Annotated in this window: 24 protein-coding genes; all 24 read right to left on the bottom strand. The window is 36.8% G+C overall.

What is annotated here, in order from left to right; all coding sequences use genetic code 11:
- On the bottom strand, nucleotides 1–672 hold the full coding sequence (locus BMY85_RS01130) for a phage tail tip lysozyme (protein ID WP_092475205.1): 672 nt from the start codon (nucleotides 670–672) through the stop codon (nucleotides 1–3).
- The gene (locus BMY85_RS01125) at nucleotides 672–2513 is read right to left on the bottom strand and encodes a VirB4 family type IV secretion system protein (protein WP_092475204.1); all 1842 of its coding nucleotides are present in this window, start codon (nucleotides 2511–2513) and stop codon (nucleotides 672–674) included. The genes BMY85_RS01130 and BMY85_RS01125 overlap by 1 nt, the downstream gene beginning before the upstream one ends.
- A 17-nt stretch (nucleotides 2514–2530) precedes the next feature.
- Nucleotides 2531–3229 (bottom strand): hypothetical protein, encoded by a 699-nt coding sequence (locus BMY85_RS01120; RefSeq protein WP_092475203.1) that lies wholly within the window; start codon nucleotides 3227–3229, stop codon nucleotides 2531–2533.
- A 25-nt stretch (nucleotides 3230–3254) separates the two neighbouring features.
- Nucleotides 3255–3635, bottom strand: a complete 381-nt coding sequence (locus BMY85_RS01115; protein WP_092475201.1) for a single-stranded DNA-binding protein — start codon at nucleotides 3633–3635, stop codon at nucleotides 3255–3257.
- Between the two features lie 71 nt (nucleotides 3636–3706).
- Complete coding sequence (locus tag BMY85_RS01110; RefSeq protein ID WP_143066300.1) at nucleotides 3707–4504, bottom strand: hypothetical protein; 798 nt, start codon at nucleotides 4502–4504, stop codon at nucleotides 3707–3709.
- Nucleotides 4476–4970, bottom strand: coding sequence for a hypothetical protein (locus BMY85_RS01105; protein ID WP_092475199.1), 495 nt, complete (start codon nucleotides 4968–4970; stop codon nucleotides 4476–4478). The genes BMY85_RS01110 and BMY85_RS01105 overlap by 29 nt, the downstream gene beginning before the upstream one ends.
- 26 nt (nucleotides 4971–4996) lie before the next feature.
- The gene (locus BMY85_RS01100) at nucleotides 4997–6823 is read right to left on the bottom strand and encodes a hypothetical protein (RefSeq protein WP_092475198.1); all 1827 of its coding nucleotides are present in this window, start codon (nucleotides 6821–6823) and stop codon (nucleotides 4997–4999) included.
- A 62-nt stretch (nucleotides 6824–6885) separates the two neighbouring features.
- Nucleotides 6886–7569 (bottom strand): immunoglobulin-like domain-containing protein, encoded by a 684-nt coding sequence (locus BMY85_RS01095; RefSeq protein ID WP_092475197.1) that lies wholly within the window; start codon nucleotides 7567–7569, stop codon nucleotides 6886–6888.
- Nucleotides 7570–7584: 15 nt separating this feature from the next.
- Nucleotides 7585–8109, bottom strand: coding sequence for a hypothetical protein (locus BMY85_RS01090; RefSeq protein ID WP_092475196.1), 525 nt, complete (start codon nucleotides 8107–8109; stop codon nucleotides 7585–7587).
- Nucleotides 8110–8263: 154 nt separating this feature from the next.
- Nucleotides 8264–8809, bottom strand: a complete 546-nt coding sequence (locus BMY85_RS01085; protein WP_092475195.1) for a hypothetical protein — start codon at nucleotides 8807–8809, stop codon at nucleotides 8264–8266.
- Nucleotides 8800–9222 (bottom strand): DUF4320 family protein, encoded by a 423-nt coding sequence (locus BMY85_RS01080; protein ID WP_092475194.1) that lies wholly within the window; start codon nucleotides 9220–9222, stop codon nucleotides 8800–8802. The genes BMY85_RS01085 and BMY85_RS01080 overlap by 10 nt, the downstream gene beginning before the upstream one ends.
- 13 nt (nucleotides 9223–9235) lie before the next feature.
- Nucleotides 9236–10105: a hypothetical protein gene (locus BMY85_RS01075; protein ID WP_092475192.1), complete on the bottom strand. Its 870-nt coding sequence runs from the start codon at nucleotides 10103–10105 to the stop codon at nucleotides 9236–9238.
- A gap of 17 nt (nucleotides 10106–10122) precedes the next feature.
- On the bottom strand, nucleotides 10123–11058 hold the full coding sequence (locus tag BMY85_RS01070; RefSeq protein ID WP_092475189.1) for a type II secretion system F family protein: 936 nt from the start codon (nucleotides 11056–11058) through the stop codon (nucleotides 10123–10125).
- Nucleotides 11059–11061: 3 nt separating this feature from the next.
- On the bottom strand, nucleotides 11062–12426 hold the full coding sequence (locus BMY85_RS01065; protein ID WP_092475186.1) for a CpaF/VirB11 family protein: 1365 nt from the start codon (nucleotides 12424–12426) through the stop codon (nucleotides 11062–11064).
- A complete protein-coding gene (locus BMY85_RS01060) occupies nucleotides 12427–13164 on the bottom strand; it encodes an AAA family ATPase (protein WP_092475182.1) in 738 nt (245 codons plus the stop codon).
- Nucleotides 13154–13924: a Flp pilus assembly protein CpaB gene (cpaB, locus tag BMY85_RS01055; protein ID WP_092475179.1), complete on the bottom strand. Its 771-nt coding sequence runs from the start codon at nucleotides 13922–13924 to the stop codon at nucleotides 13154–13156. Before cpaB ends, BMY85_RS01060 begins: the two co-directional genes overlap by 11 nt.
- Nucleotides 13925–13939: 15 nt before the next feature.
- Entirely contained in the window at nucleotides 13940–14317 is a 378-nt protein-coding gene (locus tag BMY85_RS01050; protein WP_092475176.1) for a prepilin peptidase, read from the bottom strand.
- Entirely contained in the window at nucleotides 14314–14631 is a 318-nt protein-coding gene (locus tag BMY85_RS01045) for a hypothetical protein (protein ID WP_092475173.1), read from the bottom strand. The genes BMY85_RS01050 and BMY85_RS01045 overlap by 4 nt, the downstream gene beginning before the upstream one ends.
- A 14-nt stretch (nucleotides 14632–14645) precedes the next feature.
- Nucleotides 14646–14852: a hypothetical protein gene (locus BMY85_RS01040; RefSeq protein WP_092475170.1), complete on the bottom strand. Its 207-nt coding sequence runs from the start codon at nucleotides 14850–14852 to the stop codon at nucleotides 14646–14648.
- An 8-nt stretch (nucleotides 14853–14860) separates the two neighbouring features.
- A complete protein-coding gene (locus BMY85_RS01035; protein ID WP_092475168.1) occupies nucleotides 14861–15712 on the bottom strand; it encodes a conjugal transfer protein TrbL family protein in 852 nt (283 codons plus the stop codon).
- A 12-nt stretch (nucleotides 15713–15724) separates the two neighbouring features.
- Nucleotides 15725–15985 carry a DUF6133 family protein gene (locus BMY85_RS01030; protein WP_092475166.1) on the bottom strand — a complete coding sequence of 87 codons (261 nt, stop codon included), beginning with the start codon at nucleotides 15983–15985 and terminating at the stop codon, nucleotides 15725–15727.
- Nucleotides 15986–16023: 38 nt separating this feature from the next.
- Nucleotides 16024–16368, bottom strand: a complete 345-nt coding sequence (locus BMY85_RS01025) for a hypothetical protein (RefSeq protein ID WP_092475163.1) — start codon at nucleotides 16366–16368, stop codon at nucleotides 16024–16026.
- A 94-nt stretch (nucleotides 16369–16462) separates the two neighbouring features.
- A complete protein-coding gene (locus BMY85_RS01020; RefSeq protein WP_242939646.1) occupies nucleotides 16463–18466 on the bottom strand; it encodes a VirD4-like conjugal transfer protein, CD1115 family in 2004 nt (667 codons plus the stop codon).
- Nucleotides 18467–18490: 24 nt separating this feature from the next.
- Complete coding sequence (locus BMY85_RS01015; protein WP_092475160.1) at nucleotides 18491–18853, bottom strand: hypothetical protein; 363 nt, start codon at nucleotides 18851–18853, stop codon at nucleotides 18491–18493.
- Between the last annotated feature and the right edge of the window lies 1 nt (nucleotide 18854).

Here is an 18854-nt window from a genome sequence, read left to right as displayed (position 1 = left end):
TCATTCTTTTCCTCCTTGTGCGAATTTTTGCATATATGCTTTTGCGTATGCCCTCCTGTCTGCCAGTCCCTGATACGCTTTTCCATCTATTGTACTGTATGCCCAGTTGCCTAAAGTTCCTGGGCAAATTTCATAATAAGCACAGAAATAATCCGTTGCCCGGATTACATCTGTCGCATTTATCATCTCATTCCAGACACCATTATAGTTTTTTTGGCATTCCATAAAAAAATAATCAAGTTGCGTTTCCAGGTTGTTCCATGGTGCTTCACCTGCATAATTAACCAGACCTGTATAACGTCCGCCGCCCCATTGACAGATGCCATAATGTCCACAGTAGCCTGCTGACGGGTTGAAATGGCTTTCTGCACACATATTTCCCATGGTCCCGGCTGCTCCTGCATCAGAAAACCCCTTCTTCTTCAGAGAATCCCATACGGATTTTTCTACATGGGATGCATCAATCTTAATGTTTTCACCTATCTTGATACCATCACCATCACCAAAAATGATATCAACAGGATGTGTAATTATATAAGTGACAGCAGAAAAGACAAAAACTACTGACATTACAATTGAAATCACTGCAATCAGTAGTCTTCTGCGCTTTTCTTCTGATTTAAGCTGTTCTTTTACAAGCATAGCTACTTTTGCTACTGTAACTGGATCCATTAACGGCCACCACCTGTTCCAAAGTACGAAAACTCATAATCAGGAATTTCAAACTTCACATGCATTCTCTTATTTCCAATTAACATAAGTGCATGGCTCCTTTTTTTGCTGGTCAGAAGTTCTTCTTCCGCATCTGTAAGTTTGTACAATTCTTTTGTATCCAGCAAATCCTGTCCATCACATCCAAATATTATCTTATAACATGGATCATCCAATAATGCCTGGCCAAACATTTTAACCTGATTGGATAGAAAATCCGCTATTCGATGTGCAATAATTACCATGGATGCCTCATATTTCCTGTCCTGATCCATACAGTTCTTTAAGAATGCCAGTGATTGTGGAACATCTGGATCTATCATGGTTTCTGCTTCATCATAAAACACTCTTATCTTTTCATTTCTATCTCTAGTCATCTGTTGCCAGGTCCAGCTGTTAATAAGGAAATACTGTGCTCTTTTCACATCCGGACTGGCATCTTTCAAGATGCTAGTATCAATACAGACACATTTTGCATCTGCACTGAGAGTGGAATAACCATTCCACAAAATCGAATCCGCTCCTTTAGCAGCATCTTCTAACAGAATATACAAGTCATTATAATAGCTATAGTTTTCACTTTCTTCATTTTCTTTTGCCTCTTTTGCCTTTTGGCCAATTAGTTCATGTAAATCTTTTATGATTGGAAAATCTTCTGGACCCAGCCTTGTGATATCTGTGGACCAGGTAATTCCAAAATTATTATATAGTTCAATAACGCATTTTTTCAAAAGAGATATTTGCACCTTTGTTATTCCTTTCATATATAGCGAAAAAAAGAATTCCAGATGCTGAATGTACAACGCCATGTCTCCCATGCCATTCCCCTCATCCTTATATAGCATTTCTTCCTGTTTACTGCTAAGGGATCTAGGTACTGGCATAATCTGTAACGGATTCAGTCTGCCATCAGTTCCGGCAGCATTTATCCATGTGCCGCCAAGTTTTTGTGTCATCTCTTTATATTCGCCCTGCGGATCTATAATAATTATTTTGGTTCCAAGAGCGTACTCATTTAAGATGATGTGTTTACATGCTGTACTTTTCCCTTGTCCCTTTATTCCTTTAATTACAATATCGGAATTGGTTCTGTCCCCGCTACGCAGCCACATGTCCAGCATTAACATTCCACCTGTATCATCCTTCGCAAAATAAAAGCCGGCTCCATCATTTAATCCTGCATTTGCATTCGCAAACCCGCCGCAAACTGCTGACAAAGGTGCAATTCTTTCTGTTATCTGCCGTATGTCCTTATCACTTACATAAAAAGGACTTATCTGCTGAAATGCATTCAACTGGTTATTCGATAACAGCCTAACCTGCAGTCCTGCTGAAATGCATTTACTGCTTACTTCCCTGCATGTTCTATTTAACAGCTCGGAATCATCCACATTAGACATGGGCATTATCAGTGTACTGATTGTTCCAATTGCTTCATGGTGCTGATCGATTTGCATAAGCAAATCAGCCCCATCCCTTGCACTTTTGTCTGCTCTCTGATGTGTCAGCTCATCTTGTGCATTCGCCATAATGCTCTTCTGATGTGTTATGTTTTTGTTTAGTGCCATTATAAATTCACTATTGTCAATTGGAGTAAACATGTAACTGCAAATTGTTCCGGAAAGTGTAGTCAATTTAGATAGCCATCCATAGTCTGGGGACCCGGGATAACGTATTACCCCGAATACTTTCCCTATATTCTCTCCAACCGATAGTTCATTACGTGTTTTATCCAGCCCCATCGGGGCAATCAGATTAATCAATGCATTGTTTGGTTTAATTTCTTCTTTCTTTTTTCTCATATCTTATTCTCCCATTACTATTCTTCCGCTAAATCCATATATGGCACACAATTTGTATTCCATGTATCTTTATCTGCATATGCAGGATTATTAACGAGATTGCATAGTTTTACTATCTCATTTCCTCGTAAAATCTCCCCCTTTAATCCTGCATTTTCTAAATGTTCTAAAAATTCTTTTGTAACTTTTCTTATGTCATAAGGATCCTCTGCATGGTCCCACAGCATGTAATAAAACTCACGCTGCATAACCTCTCCGGACATAGCAAATTCATTTAACTGATATATGCCATTTCTTAAAAGCTGCTTCTGCACCTGATCTGTTGTTTCCATTAATAATTCATTATACTGATTTACGATTGCACTAATATCGACCGGACGGCTTACCGCAATAAATTTAAACGGCCGATTTACTTGGGAGAGTTCAGCAGTCAAATTTTTTGTTACTACCTTCTTTTCCCTCAAAGTCAATAAATCATAGGAAAACGGCTGTACTTTTATGTAGGTGCAAATAAAATTATCATTTGTATAGAGAAAAATGTCTTTAATCTCTTTTACATTGACAAAGTCCTGTGCTGTTCTTTTTTCCTGCTCTTTTCGCTGCTCATCTGTTATCCTTACATTCTTTTTCTGTATCCTATTCTGCATAAAAAATGCTCCAATAATGCTGCCTATCGATAACACCAAAACAGCCACAGGCAAAACTATTCCATTCATTTCATTCCGTTCTCCTTCCTTCTAACTAATTAAATGGCAAGTCCTCATTTACATCATCCGGAACAGTTACAAATTCATCAGATTTTCCTTGGCTATTCTTGCTCTCGGCAAATTCAATTTCTTCTACAACAACATCTGTTGTATAGACTTTTTTGCCATCCTTGTTTTTATAGCTGCCTGTCTGGATTCTTCCACACACAACAACTTTTGTTCCCTGATGCAAGTATTTTTCTGCAAATTCAGCTGTCTTTCCAAAAGAAACACAACTGATAAAGTCAGCTTCTTCTTGTCCGTTATTCTTGTATTTTCTGTTTACTGCCAGTGTATATCTGGCAATGGCAAGGTCTTGCGAATATCTAACTTCTGGATTTCTTGTTAGACGTCCCATTACTATTACTTTATTCATTCCAACCACTTCCTCCTAAAATTTTTCCCATACAAAAAACACCCTGATGCCAAGGTGTTTCTGTATGTACTTTATTCAGCTGTTTTTATATCTTTACTTTTAGCTAAACTCCTTTGTTTCCGTTTCATTTCTACTCTCGTCCAAAAATCTTCCTGTCCATATTTTTTCATCCAGTATTCTTTCAAATCAATAATCCCTGTAATGAACAAAGAAATACATAGCGTTGGCAAAAGCATTAAAAAAATGACTTCCATAGATAGCTTGCCATATGCTAGGAATATTTTCTTTTGTAACACTGTACTTGAAGCTAATACTATTTTCAATTGCTCGATACTATGATATGATTTCTTTATCATGCTTAAAGATGGAACATCATTGAAAACTAGACTCTCTACATACGTTCCAGCAGTAAACATTATTGTAACAAATACTGATATCAATTCATTCGCCATTTTGGCTACGGTTGATTGCGATATTATAGAAATCTTATACCAATCTGCCAAAAATTTTTTTGTTAAATAAATAATTACAACTACAAGAACAAATATATTCATATGCTTTCTGTTTAAAACAAAACCGATAACGCATAAAGAATATCCCAAGAATAAACTTAATAGCATTATAATACATCTTATTAATGAAGTGCACCATGACTCTGTTTGTTTTGTTACCATATAAACAGCCCAATCAATGCAAATGCCTATTCCAATTGCATATTTCCCCAAATAAACAATTATATAAATTGCCATGATTAACACGATCCAACGCTCATAAAATTCAACACTTTTTACCGTTATGTGATTTGTTCCATCATAGGTTTTACGCTGTAATTCTTCTATTTCACATATCCATTTTCTCATTTTTGACATTCCTTATATCATCCTGCCTTTTTTTATTCATATAATAGCATATCAGAATGATATAGACAATGTTTATACCAGCAAATGCTGCATATATTCCAGCATTTAATCGACATATGGATTTATAAATAAATATAGGAATAAAAACAAGAATGATGCATGGTTCCAAAAGCCTTGTGATAAGTTCTTCATAAAAAAGATCATCCATCCTTTGATACAAAATCTTTATTTCAAAAATAATGACAAATGTCTCTATTGATTTTGATTCATCAAACACAAACCAATTGCCAGGAGAAAAATTTGTATACTGACTTAGCAGAAATAATACAAATGTAATAATGGGATTCACTGACAACATGATTCCTAAAAATACATTTTCATTAACTGTTTTGCCTGCTATCTTCAAAACAAACCTAACACCATCTATAAAAATCAAAACACTAGCTATTAAAAAAATATAATCCGATTCATGCAATACACTCACCTCTTATTACGATTTATTTACTTCATCTCAATCATTTTCCTTATGTACCAGTCATCCCACATATTTCCTGCTATATTTATGTTTCCTGTTCCAGAACTGCAAAGCATCCCTCCTGGTGTCCATGCATCAAACACTTCTGCATAGACCTTATAGTTTCCGTCTGGATACCAGATCGGTGTAAAATGCACTCTGCTCCCATTTAGAGAATACTGATTCACTGGCAACGTCAGAGTAGATAACAGAGATGCACTTGACAGTTTTGCATCTCTACGATATCTTTTATAATTAAATTCCGGAAAATACACACATGCACTCTGCACTCCCGTACAATTTGCACTGCTTCCTGATACGTTTGATGTTATTTCAACTTCGATTCCATAGCCACTTTTTATGCTGTTACTCTTTTGACGTGCTCCTTTTGTACTGCTATCCGGCTTAACTTTTACAGTTGTGCTAATCAGTCTGCTACTATATGTATTGACGGAATACTCATAAACCGTTTTATACACTGGCACTTCAAACCATTCATCCTCTACATAATACGTATCATAGTAATCAATAACCCTCCTCTTTGTGCATGTGTATGTATGCCAGGATGTACTTGTCACATGACTACTAAATTTACTTAATACCGATGTTGTAGGAAATGACGGACTACTGTTTTGAACAAAACTCTTCGGTTTCGTATCATCCGCTGCCGGATTTATAGGCTCCTTTCTAACCAGCGGGCTAATGGTTACTGGGATAGAAGCATGTGTTGATGAAGCAGCTCCCCCCATCATAGTTACCTCAATGGATGTAACAACCTTATTAGTAACATTTGGTGTATGCCATTTTATCCAGACAGGTCTGCTCCCTCCCTGTGGTACTGTAATGCCAGTCACTACTCTTGTGCCAAAGTATGGATTAGAAAATTGCACCGTCAGTGGATTATCGCAGGTTGCCCCATCCTCATTGCCCCCTGTGACACTGACATCAATAGCTGTTATTACATCGGTATCTGGCCTGTAAACATATTTGGATGTATCCAAGTCTACCTCATTGCCTTCTGGAGCAAAATTAAGTATTCCAACTCCAAGATACGAGAGAATACTTCCATTCTGCACACGGCTATTCTTAGAACCAGTCCAAGGTCTTATCCCCAGATCTTTTTTCTTCAAGAAAATCGAAAGTGGCAAGTTCTTATGTGTAAAGGATACAAACTTTGCCCTCAATCCCCCTCCAGATGTCAGTGTTCCTCCTAATGCCATGTCCAGTTTTGCCGCTTCATGGGCTGTCATTGCCATGTAATTTCCCTGGAAAGTCAAGTAGAGCATTGGTTCAATCATTACTTTGTATTTACCACTAATCAGTTCTCCATAGGATAAACCTGTTCTCGATGCAATACCTCTTAATTGTTTTTCATTATTGAAATAGTCTTTTATTGTCTCTATGTTTGATGTACTGTTCGAATTACTAACTATAGTTGGTAAATCCAAGGTATGAAAAGTATTAGTCAAATATTTTTCATCAGATTGCACCAAATTCCGCCCTATCGTATATCCCCCTGTACCCATGTATTCAATTTTGCATACCTTTCCAAAATGCAAAATTTTTTTTTCATTTTTACCTTCTTTTCTATAATAATCAATTGTATGAGTTCCTTCTGCCCTACATTTAGTTTTTACATCAATTATTGTAATCCTGACACCATCATCCCCTGATGAATAATAGTTTTGACTCGTACCTGCTTGTGTGCCACCCCCTGAACCTCCACCATCCATGTTAGGATCAGCATTAATAGCATAACTTCGCAACAACATACAACAAACTAACATTAATGTTATTCTATAAATTTTCTTCACAATATTGCCTCCTGACATAAAAAAAGTGCAGTCCCTATTTGACTACACTTTCCAGCTTTTTATCACCATGTACCAATATTTTTTTTACCTCCAGGTTTTGTATCAACCGTCACCTCTTTACCTTCTGTCACTGTTGGAGTAAACAACTTAAACTTCTTTACTGTTACAAATACCTTTTTAATCGTCTTGTGCCCTGCGCTGTCTTTTACCGTATAAGTAACTGGATATTTTCCCACCTTGGCTTTCTTAACTCTCGAACTATCAATCTTAATTTTCTTTGTCAAGTTACCATCTTTATCATCTTTTGCCGTTACTCCTTTTCTATAGGAAATCGGATTATTCAAATAAATGGTTTGGTTTCTTGCTCCCTTTATAACCGGAGCTTTGTCTTTCTTAACTTGTATAGCAGCTTTTTTTATAGCTGTATTTCCTTCACTGTCCTTTACCGTATAAGTAACTACATATTTTCCTGCCTTCTTCAAATTTACCTTAGCACTGTCCACTTTTATCTCTTTCGTTAAATTGCCATCTTTATCATCCCATGCTGTTACTCCTTTTAGATAATTAATCTTATCACCCACGAATACAGACTGATTTTTTATCCCTTCTAAAACAGGCTTTGTCGTATCGATCACATCTAATTCCTGCTCTATAACGACTTCATCCGTCTCAGCTTTTAAAGCAACTGGATTCATTGCTACGCTAAAAGCAACTGCTACACTAAAAACTAAATCTCTCCTTTTCATCCTAATACCTCCTATCTATCCCCATGTACCAATATTTCTTTTGCCTCCAGGTTTTGTATCAATTGTCACCTCTTTACCTTCGGTTACAATTGGTTCATGCAATTCAATTTTTTTCTGTGGCTCTTCTCCAGCTGTATATTCTTTTTCAGTACCTATTGTTTCATCTTTCATAGTCGTACTTGACTCATCTATCACTATTTTTTTCGTTTTATTGACTTTTGTTTTTGCTTTTTCAATTGTATCTGAACCGCTTTTTCCACTTACTTTCCTGCTTTTCTGATTTACCACATCTTTTTCTTTCTTCAGTTCTTCATATGTATCAATGTGTAAATCGCTCTTAGAGGATGAGCCATCATGCTGTTCTTGTTTATCTTGTTCTTTGATATCTGCATTAATGCTCTCATTTTTTGCAACCTCAACCTGTATTCCATTTCCAGAATGGTCTTTTCCAGTTCTTACACTGTTACTGTTAAAAAGGAATACCCAAATAAAGCCCACTGTTATAATAAATGCTACAATTATAATTTTGTTTTTCTTCAATGTAACCTCTCTTTCCCAAATGGAAAGTATAATTACAAGTTATTCATAAACATATTATACCATATTCCATCTGTTTTTTCAACTCAGAAAAGCTCAAAACCACCGTTCTTTCAATGTTTCTAGCTTTTTTCGCTTTTATTTTCTTATTCAGTTTTTAATACATTTCATTGTATACTATTTTAGTTTTTACTGGTACAGATGTTTTTACAGTAATACCAACGATTTTTATAGGAACCAGAACCTTCATGCTTCCATTTACTTCATATTTGCCAGTATCAGTATCACTTCCATTCCGTACCTTTACTTTTATATCTCTAATTTCAAAAGATCCATTCGGATCTTCCAGAGAATCCATTGCAAGTAAATCTTCTATCTCCTGCTCTACATCCCCGGAATCATTCAGATCGATCCATTCTGGCTCTTCATTGTCCTCCGCTGCTCCTTCCGGTCCGCCCTCAAACTGTCCTCCAACTGCCCTGCTTTCCCGAAAACCTGCATATACCTCATCGTAATTCTCGGAAAGGACTGTCTGGATTTCATTTTCAAATGTATCCTTCAGGTTATAACAGATTATCTGAACCCTTATATATTCAAACGCTACGGAAAAGATAATAAGCATGACAAGCACCCATACCGCAACGTCAATCACGGTACTTCCATCATTCTTTTTCAGTATCTGTCTCATTTTTACTACTTCCAATAGACACCACTCCTTGTCTGGGACACATTTTTCAGGTTTATCGTTACTTTTACATTTGCACTGAATCCAATGCTGTATTTTGTTGTGACTGTCACAACAATCTTGTCATTCAGCTGGATTCTATTCTTTCCTGGCATAAATTCTGTACCAGCAAGGGAAACGGAAGCATCTTTTACATTATTTGCTTCCATGTACTTGCCAATGACACTTTGGACAGTGGAATCATAAGCCCCCTCTGCTGCAACGACTTCTGAAATTTTGTCTGCAACGGTACCTAGCCGGTATTTATAAACAAGAACCGAAATGGTCTGTAAAATTATAGTCAGAATCATTGCAAAAACCAATACTCCGATGCATATTTCAATAAAAGCAGATCCATCCTTCTCTTTTAATTTCCTTATTATTTCTTTCATGAACTCACCTGCCCTACCTGAAATTCATATTGCCAAGTGCATATACAATTAAGATTACTGCATACATAAGCAGCATGCATCCTAATAACGCAGCCAGGTACTTTTTAATTTTTCCTGGCTGTTTTGCTGCTTCCGCCTCCAGACGGCGTATTTCCATTTCATCCATATCATGTGCCAGGATCTCGAAGTACGCTGTATTATCATCTCCACGCAGCGTACCAAGAAGGCCTCTTATAATGTCACTTAATGGTGCGGATGTAATTCGTGCTTCAAATCTTGTTAGGGCAGCTTCATAATTGCCGCTCCTCATGTCTGCACATGTTATATCAAGTTCCTTCCTTATTGCTCCTGTCGCATTCCTTCTGTAGTTTTCCAAGATTGCAAGCACATCCCTTGTTTCTGCAAGTTCTTGTTTTATCGTACAGCAGAAACGGGGAAGCTCCAGTTCAATTGCTTCCCGTTTTTTCTTTATTTCTTCCTGAAGCTTATTTTCAGCTTGAAAGTATACCAGAAATGCCATTATTACTATTCCAATTGAAATAATCGGCCAGATAAACAAACACGGAATTACCAAAAGCAGCGTTAAAAACGATTTTACAAGTGCAGTTGCCTTGTACATTTCTGGTGTCTGTTCCATCCCCAGGTTTTTCAACTCCTGTTCCAGTTTACCATACTTGTATTCATCCATTTTGATGTGCCGGGCAAGTCTAATAGCCAGCCTCTGTACAAACAGCTCAAACTGCATAGACAACGTATCTTCTTTCCCATATGCCTGCGCTGCCTTTTCGGCTGCAAAAGTAGGCAATTTCAAAATACCTGCAAGTGCTGTATAGCTTCCATATGCCACCCCTGCAAATGTAATTATTTCAAGCAAAAATAACATATTCTGTTCCCCCTTTCTTATCTTTTATATTCGATCGGCCGCGTAATCTTGATAACAGCAAAAACAGACACAAAAATTATTGCTGCACATACACTAAGTGTAATTTTCCCGTATTGTGAATAAACAAGAATCCTGTACCACTCCTTGTTTATAAAATACATAAGAGGAATATTCAGTACCACCATTACTATCAGTGATATAAACTCCTTCACAGGTTCATATAACATTGCATCCAGTCTGGCCGATACAGTCCTTACTGTAGATAGCTTTTTTGTAATTGGCAACAACGTACTTTTTAGCTTACTGTTGTCCTGGCAAGATGCAAGAGCATCACACCACTCTTTAAAAACATTATTATTTATCTTATCCCTCATCCTGCGGATAAGCTTCTTGATATCCGGATTAACCATTTTTGCTTCAAAGAGAAACTGCTGAAACACTTCTTTTATTGGAGCATTAATGTAACTAATGTTCTCTTCTACAGCTTCTACAATATTCTCACTTCTACAGTAACTAGTTGTGACAATAGACAATGTACTCTCCAGTTCCTGATTTAATAGCTTTTTAAGCCTAAATCCTAGTAACTTAACATATAAGAATGGACATATCAGGAATCCAGCACCAAGTACAGGAGCAATAAAATAATTCTGCATCAGGAAGCCTAATAAAATTCCCAAAAGCGACATTACAAGAGCTGCACCACAAATCAGTGGAAATAATGATTCCTTTTTATTCACTTCCAGTGTTGTGACCGCTTCCTGAATCAGCTTCAAGAAGCGGCTTCCCTTTTTCTTTCCAGTAACTTCAAGAACCCTTGTCTTCAATGTTTTTTGGGGGTTCCAGAGAAATGCTTTAGAAACATCGTGAAGAAATTCCTTCAAATTCAATTTTAGAAGCAGAATAAATCCTGCTGACAAAAGAATGAATGCCAAAAGTTCCAAAAACACTTTCATCTTCTATTCCTCCAATTCCTTTAAAAAAGCTTCCGATGCGGTTCCTTCCTGTAAAAGCTTTAACAGATACCTGCTAATTTTATTGCCTTTTTTAAACTCTCCCTGAATCCTTACTTTTCCATTTTCGATATACTTCTTAGTAACAGAAAACTCATAGAGAGTATTTATCTGGCTCTTTCCATCCTCATCTATTACGCATTCTGTAATCTCTTCAATCCTTCTCACATTGTCTTCATATTTTTTGATATAAACGACTATGGGAAACGCCTTTTTCGCATTCTTAATCAGAGCTTCATTGCTGTCATTGGCGTTCTTGCAAAGGGACGCCATTCTGTCATACGTCATCCGACAGGACCGGGCATGTGTTGTTGTGATAACCGTATGCCCGGTGTTTGCAGCTTCCTGTGCTGCAAGTGCTTCCTCCCCTTTCATTTCCGCAACGCAAATATAATCCGGATCCATAGTCATTGCCGTTTCCAGGAGCTTCTCCTGGTCCACTGCCTGTGATGGATCTTCTGATTTCTTTGTAACCGTATGGATTACATTGTTAAGTGTTTTTCCTTCCTCATTTTGTACAATAAGATTAAACTCCCTTACGTCTTCTTCGATGGTAAACAGCCGCTTATGATATTGCACTTGTGAAAGCAGATAGCTCATTAATGTTGTTTTTCCGGAGCCTGTTTCCCCAGTGATGCACATGCTTATTCCATTTTGGAACAGCGCAATAAGGAGATCCAGCATTTCCCCACTCAAAGTCCCCTTTTCAATAAAGTCTTCCCTTTTCAGGTTTTTGGGATTTACTATTCTGATTGATGCTGCCAGTCCAGAACTTTTATCTACGCAAGCTCCTCCAATTACTGTTATCCTAATCCTTTCATTAAGGTGGCTTCTTACAATAGGCCTGGCATTGTCAAACGTAACATGAGATTCCTGTCTAAGCAGCCTTCGGATGATATCATCACAGTGTTTTGGAGAATTAAAATGCTGCACGCTTTTTATCGTGCCATCGCTGAAATGCACTTTTACATCCTGCCATGAATTAATATTGATTTCTTCAATATCATTACGTTTCGGGTCCAGATATTCATTTAGAATGGAAAACTGTGTCAGCTCTGCAATGAGCTTCCTGACTGTTTCATCCAGTGAAAGGCCTTTTGCAATGATCTTTCTATCCAAAAGATAATTTCTGATATAGTTTTCCATCTGTTCTGTAGCATTTAAATTATGTTTATCTTTTTCTAATGTATCAATCAGATACGCACACTTTTTTGACATGTGTTTCTGTACTCTTGTAAAAAGCTTCTGAAAATCCATCTGTTTATATTCCGAACTGCTTATGGGAGCCTTAACTTTAATCTCATCTGCCAATTATGATTCCTCCTTTTCAATCCGTTCTGCAATCTCTTTAATCACTGCAACATAACAAGGGTCTTTTATTCCTGATAAAAGCATTCCTTCCATCATCTGTTTTTGGGCTTCTTCTATATATGGCAGTTCCAAGTCACACCCAAGGTATTTTTTTGCTATTTCTATAGGCATATCACTTTTTACTTTGGATAAAAGACGAATATGTTTCTCCCTTTCATATCTGCTATCTGCTAATAATGGCAGACTGGAATCAAAAAAGCTGAAAGACTTCTTCTTTGCTTCGCCCATTCTCACAACACAGTCTGCTGTTTCAAGTGCAACGGTTGTCAGCATGTTGTATGCCAGATTCGGCACACAATCCACTATCACATAATCTGCCATTGTCCTCATCTCCTCATATATACGAAATACATTGTCTTTTGTATAGTCAGAATAAGAAAACGCATTCTCCCCTTTTGTATATCCCATTAAGCAGATATATTCCGATTTTGTTACCACGCAGGCATTGTAAATGTCTGTTTTATCTGCATCCTGTCTTGTCCATAGATACCCCATGGACTTCAAATCTTTTTCAAATGGCAAGAGCACTTTCAAATCAGGAGCATTGATATCTGTTAAGATTACGAGCGATTCCAGCTGTTTCTTAGCAAGTGCAAGTGCCAGATTAATCGCAAACGTAGTTTTTCCTGCACCTGAACTTCCCCACACAGCTACCAGTTTTCCATTTTTACTGCTCATCTGTATCCTCCTTCATTTCTTTTATAATTTTATCCTGCTGTTTCAGGAACTTATCACTGTTCTTCTGATCCCCCCGGTACACAAGCTCAACGTGTATTTTCTCGTTTGCCTCCAGGCTTGCTAATTTCTTAGCCTGGTACTTGTCTGCAAGAAGCGTAATGGTTTCTGCTGTGGTACTTTCCTTATCTTCCTTTTCTTTTTCATCTTTTGCATTCACATCCACATCTTCTCCATCAGAAAGCGTACAGGCTAATACCTTTACATACTTCAATTCATCCGGAATGCTTGTATTTTCATCATTCGTTGTGATTACAGATATAATGTCTCCCTCTACCAGTTTTCCAGACAGGCCTGCAGCAAGGGACTGCATGGTAATACTGATTGCTCCTTTTTCTCCATTTAAATTATCCAGATAGGTATCCTTTGAAAGCGGTATATCCTGAATCCTGTTTTTCAGGATATACTCATCTTTGTACAGGTCTGTATTTGCGTACTTCCCTACTGCTTCGGATACTGTTGTAACATATCCATCTTTTAGATGATAACTTCCGGCTTCTATTTCCTTTACCATCTTATTGGTAATCTGTTCTCCTTTCCTGACATCTTCAGCCAGAACAACTACATCTGTCTTGCTGTCTAATCTGCGGTTATACAACGGAGTTATGAGAAAGCATACAAGAAGTGCCAGGACAATGCAGGCAACTCCAATAACCGTTTTATTTTTTAACCAGCTAAGTGATTTTTCACCTTTTAACTTCATTCCTGTTCCACCTTTCTAAAATATTTCATATAAAAGTCCCGTTACCAGATATGGAAGCAACGGGACTTTCTTATTCATTTTCTTTTTATTCCTTTTCATGATCAGATATTGAAAAGAAAGCATGCCAAAGCCAATCAATAGTGCTTCGTACATCTTTTCGATTCCTAATAAGCATGTATTTGCAAATATAAATTTGATATCACCTCCTCCTATGGAATTTGTCTTTACTGCAAGAACCAAGAAAGGCAACGTAATCAGAAATGCTTCTAGTATATGGAACCTTCCCATTAATGCCAAGATAACAATAGAAACATGAACCCAATTCTTAACCTGCAGTGTCTTTATATCCTTGTAAGCGGCGTAAATAAGAACCATTATGTATAACCGTTTCATAATTCAGCCTTTGCAACGTATGGGTAATGTTTCTGTGTCCTGGAATCTTTAACATAAAAACGTATCAGATCGATTGCGGAAACATTGGAATCGTCTTTTATTACCCCCATGTAAGTGCCAGATGGGATAAATAAGGCTATAAAAAAAGCAATGACCTGTATTTTCGTCAGTACATACATAACCGCTGCAATTCCCGCTGCAATTACAAAAGATACCGCTATTATTTTAATCTCCTTAAGACCAATTCCGTTAAAATACTCCCGTTCCTTTTTTATTCCCTGTGGAATATATAATGTATCCTTTTGCTTTTCCAAAAAAATCACCTTCTTTATTTGTAATAATGTTCCACTACTGATTTAATTATCCAGGCACAATTGGCTAGTACAAGAAATATTACTATATGTTTTATTCTTTTTATCTGTACATTTGCTTCATTTTCATTTGTACATTTCACAATGCAGTATATCATTCTTGTGATGGAAGCTGCATTTATAAATCCAATTATTACAATAATAACAGTTTTTAATGTTTCCACTCTTCCTCCTATTTTGAAATATTCCTAATGAGCATGGATGTCTGCGATACTTTCGTTAATGCGCTTCCGCCACTGGACATCATTATGAATTCGCTTAAAAATTGCGGTGTTTTGATTGCAAAATGAATGACTGCTATTCCGAACATGTAATGACTGTTTATCATAAGTACTAGTGATAATTTCAGCATTACTATTTGCACTAATACGGTTAGCAGTTCCTGTATTATTTTTTTGCTAAAGACTTTAAATACTCCCTGGTCTGTGTCTATAAGCCCTACACACGCCAGAGGGATTCCAGCTTTCAGAATAAACAGCTCCATTCCTCTTTTTATAAACTGAATCCATAATACAATAAACAGAATCATATACACCAATGCAATCATTACCCATAAGAGCCCTCTGTTTAGCAGTCCTGCAACGGCAAGTTTTATGACATTGGCAGTATCTAACGAGATATTGGCAGTATTCAGACTGGATAATGACTCATTAATCATGTCATTGGTTATGTCTGCACAGGTATTGTATATAGTAGAGTAAGATATTGCAATAATAAGTGCTTTGATAAATCCAATGCACATCGTAACTGGATCTAAATCCGGATCTCCATCTGTCCATAAAATGTACGTACTGAATCCTTTTTTCAGGTATTTCAGTACAATTAAACATATAGCATAAGAATAAATAACGGCATAAAATTTATCGAAGTTCATTCCAATGCTGCTTTTCATATACCGGTCTGCATGTAATGCGACCTGTACAATATTGCAAAGAAACTTGTCATATGCTCCAAGAGCCTGATTTATCAGAGATGACAATACCCCTTCTAACCCTTCTAAAAAGATATCTTTAAAATTAGGCATTTTCGTTATCCTTTAAAACTTATAATTAAATAAATCGTCAATGCCTTTTTTAATATTGGCAAGCAGATCCACTTTGAATATGCTGCAAAGTCCCTGAAGCATAAGAGCACCAACGACAATAGCCACTACATATTTCAGTCCTTCTTCCACCCAGTTTCCTTCGTCCTCTTTCAGTTTTGCTGCTACTCTTTCTGCTGTGTTCCATGCAAAGTTTCTTGCTCTCTGTCCCATTTCCATTGTTACCAGATTTGCTTTTCTTAAATTTTCTCTCATTTCTTTTTCCTCCAAAATTTCTATTTATAATATAATTTTTATTTATAATATGACAATAGTAAATTGATGACTGCTGAAGTTGTGCCTATTCCGACCACGCAGATTAAAATACGCTTCAATGCCTTATCCCATCTTGCCTGTTCCTGATCATTTGCTCCACTTTTTCTGAGCCAGAAATAGATGGCAATCAGTATAATTGCTGCTATTGAAGTCCCCATTGCCCATGTTGTTACATCTGCAATCAGTTTCGTTGTTCCTGTTGCCAGTTTACTGCTTGCAAACGAAGATGCATCTATCTGTTTCGTATTTATCATAAAGAAAAGAACAGCGCTATATATGCTTACTGCTGTTCTCTTTACGATTCTCTTTACATTCCTTTTCATTTAATTCTCCTTTTTTCATTGATATTTAAAAAGTGCTGTGGCGGAGCCCGTACACCTTTCATATGCATTCCCATTCCTTTCACATCATACATTTCTAAAAATTCATATTAGCCATTATATTTTTAAACAACTCCTGCTCCTGCTTTTCTTCCTCCTCCCTTCCTCTCTTTACGATTGCTGACTTGTATACATTCCAGATGCCCCAAAGTTCCAGTTTTTCACTTACCTCCCTTTCTGGCCTGAGTTTTTGCCTGGCTTCCATAATCTTGCGGTTATGTTTCTTGCTTCCCATTCCAAGTATTCTGTTAAAATTCCAAGAACATAAATCTGGTGCATAATGAATTGCTGGTGCATTATTACTCAGCACTAATGTATATGGTCTTCTTATCCTTCCAACCTCTTCTGCTGTAAGCAGATTTCTAGACATCAGACTTACATTGCTGCTTACAGATGTATTTGTATATTTCTGATTGGACTGTCCAAGCGAGTAAGTTGATATAGTATATGGACCTAGTTTTTTGGAAATTAACTCATTTGTGTCTGTATCGTTTGCTTTAAGATACAGCCATGTGTCACAATTTCCTCTTATTGTTTTTGCATGATCTTTCTCATACTTTGCATCTAACTGAGCATTGTCCTGCAAAAATGGATTGATTTTCATACCCTTACCAGCTCCTACAGTCATCATACTCATGAAATTTTGTATTTTAGCATAATTTCCAAATTCGTCCAGGACAAATTCTATATCTCGTTTTAACCGTCCACCCCTTTCATCTGCTTCTTTGCTTAAAAGTGAATATATTTGCGAAACATACAATGCTGCTAACTCATAGTATGTTTCCTTATCATCTGGTAATATAATGAACACTGCTGTTTTATCTCGTCCAATATCTTTAATTGCATAATCTGACATTGATGTCATTTCTGCAATATAGGGGCTAGTGAATAATCTCAAAGTCATCAAAGCTGACGTGTAAAAACTGCCTCTTGTCCGGGATGGGGCAATTTCACTTACTGCAAGCAGACCCTTTGACGGATGATCTTCGGGAAGATCTTTCATATAATGATTTAATGGAACGACCTGATTCTTTCCAACAGTAATGGGAGTACACATGTAGGAAATAAAATAGAACACGTTTGTTAAGTTCTGGTATTTTTTATTTTCTGGATCTCTGTTATCATATACAACCGCCATAATGGATGCTGCAATAATGGATGCTTCTCCATTGCTCCAGATTTTCTCGCCTTTTGCTTCCCCGACGAGTTGTGATGTCAGATCCCAGGTATAATCAATTGCAGCTGCAATATCAGCCTGGTCTACACTGTCAATTATTAATTGTAGATAGTTGTAATGACTACTTTTTTTGGGATTTTTGAAATCAAACGTGTAAATCTTATATCCTAACTTCTTCAAAAAATAGCTTGTATAGCAGAATAACTCTGCTTTTGGATCTGTTAAAATCATGCTTTTGCCTGCCAAGCCGATCGTGCAGATGGACTCCAATACAACGGTCCTTCCTTTACCACAACGTGTTGCACCTATGGTCAGCACGTGAGAATCCTGTCCATTAAAAAATATTGTCTCTTTGCCTTTTTTCCCATCTAACTTACCAAGCACAATTCCCCCATTGCTAATTGAAATTTTGTCTAAATCTAAATAAGACTGTCCCGAATCTTTTCTTTTAATATCATCCAGGTTGTGATTGAACCACTCTTTAAAATGATTGATATCAAGTTCAAAGTGGTCAAATGCAGTGTTAAAATCTGCTTTTTGCAGCCACCATGCTGTACCACACTGCCCCTGGCCTGCTGGGATCGGAATGCTTATATTGTCTGTTACTTTATACTGTTTGCTCTTATAAGTCTCATTGTTCCATGTCAAGGCGATCAGACTTGCAACTATGCTTAACATAAAAATAAGCCCAAACAGCTGTAAACTTTTTGGACTCTTACTTATGCATTTTATTATGGTTATTAAATTTATTGAGGATAAATGCTCCTGTCTAAGCATACTATCCATCTGAGCAAAATAATATGTTAAGACAATTTCAGATATAATAAATACTAAAATTGCAAGTGGTATTTTCTTTCTTATCATACAATTAATACCTCTTGACACTTTTTACATCTCATCACTTTGCCTCCTTATCATTGTTTTTTTTACGTAACTTATAATCCCTTCCAAAACACTTGTAATCCCAAAAAGAATCCAGCCTAATACCCAAAAAGCAAATAGACATGTTCCTATTACAATTACCCATATAGCACAAACGGACATTTGACCTGCAACTGGATCTCTATCTGCCATTTTGCTAAAGCTAAACAGGATTCCAAGAACGTAACTGGAACCTATTTTAGCTCCTATTGTATAATCCCCAAATTCCTGTAAAATTCTTATTAAAAAATAAGTTCCAAGGCCCATTGTTTCTAAACAGAATATAGGGTATGACATTCCGTCTATTATCTTATTTCTCTTTTTTTGCATG

This window comes from [Clostridium] polysaccharolyticum (assembly GCF_900111595.1).
In the GTDB taxonomy this organism is placed as follows: Bacteria; Bacillota; Clostridia; order Lachnospirales; family Lachnospiraceae; genus Clostridium_AI; species Clostridium_AI polysaccharolyticum.
Note: the sequence above shows the minus strand (reverse complement) of the source record. Positions and strands in the feature narration are given on the sequence as shown.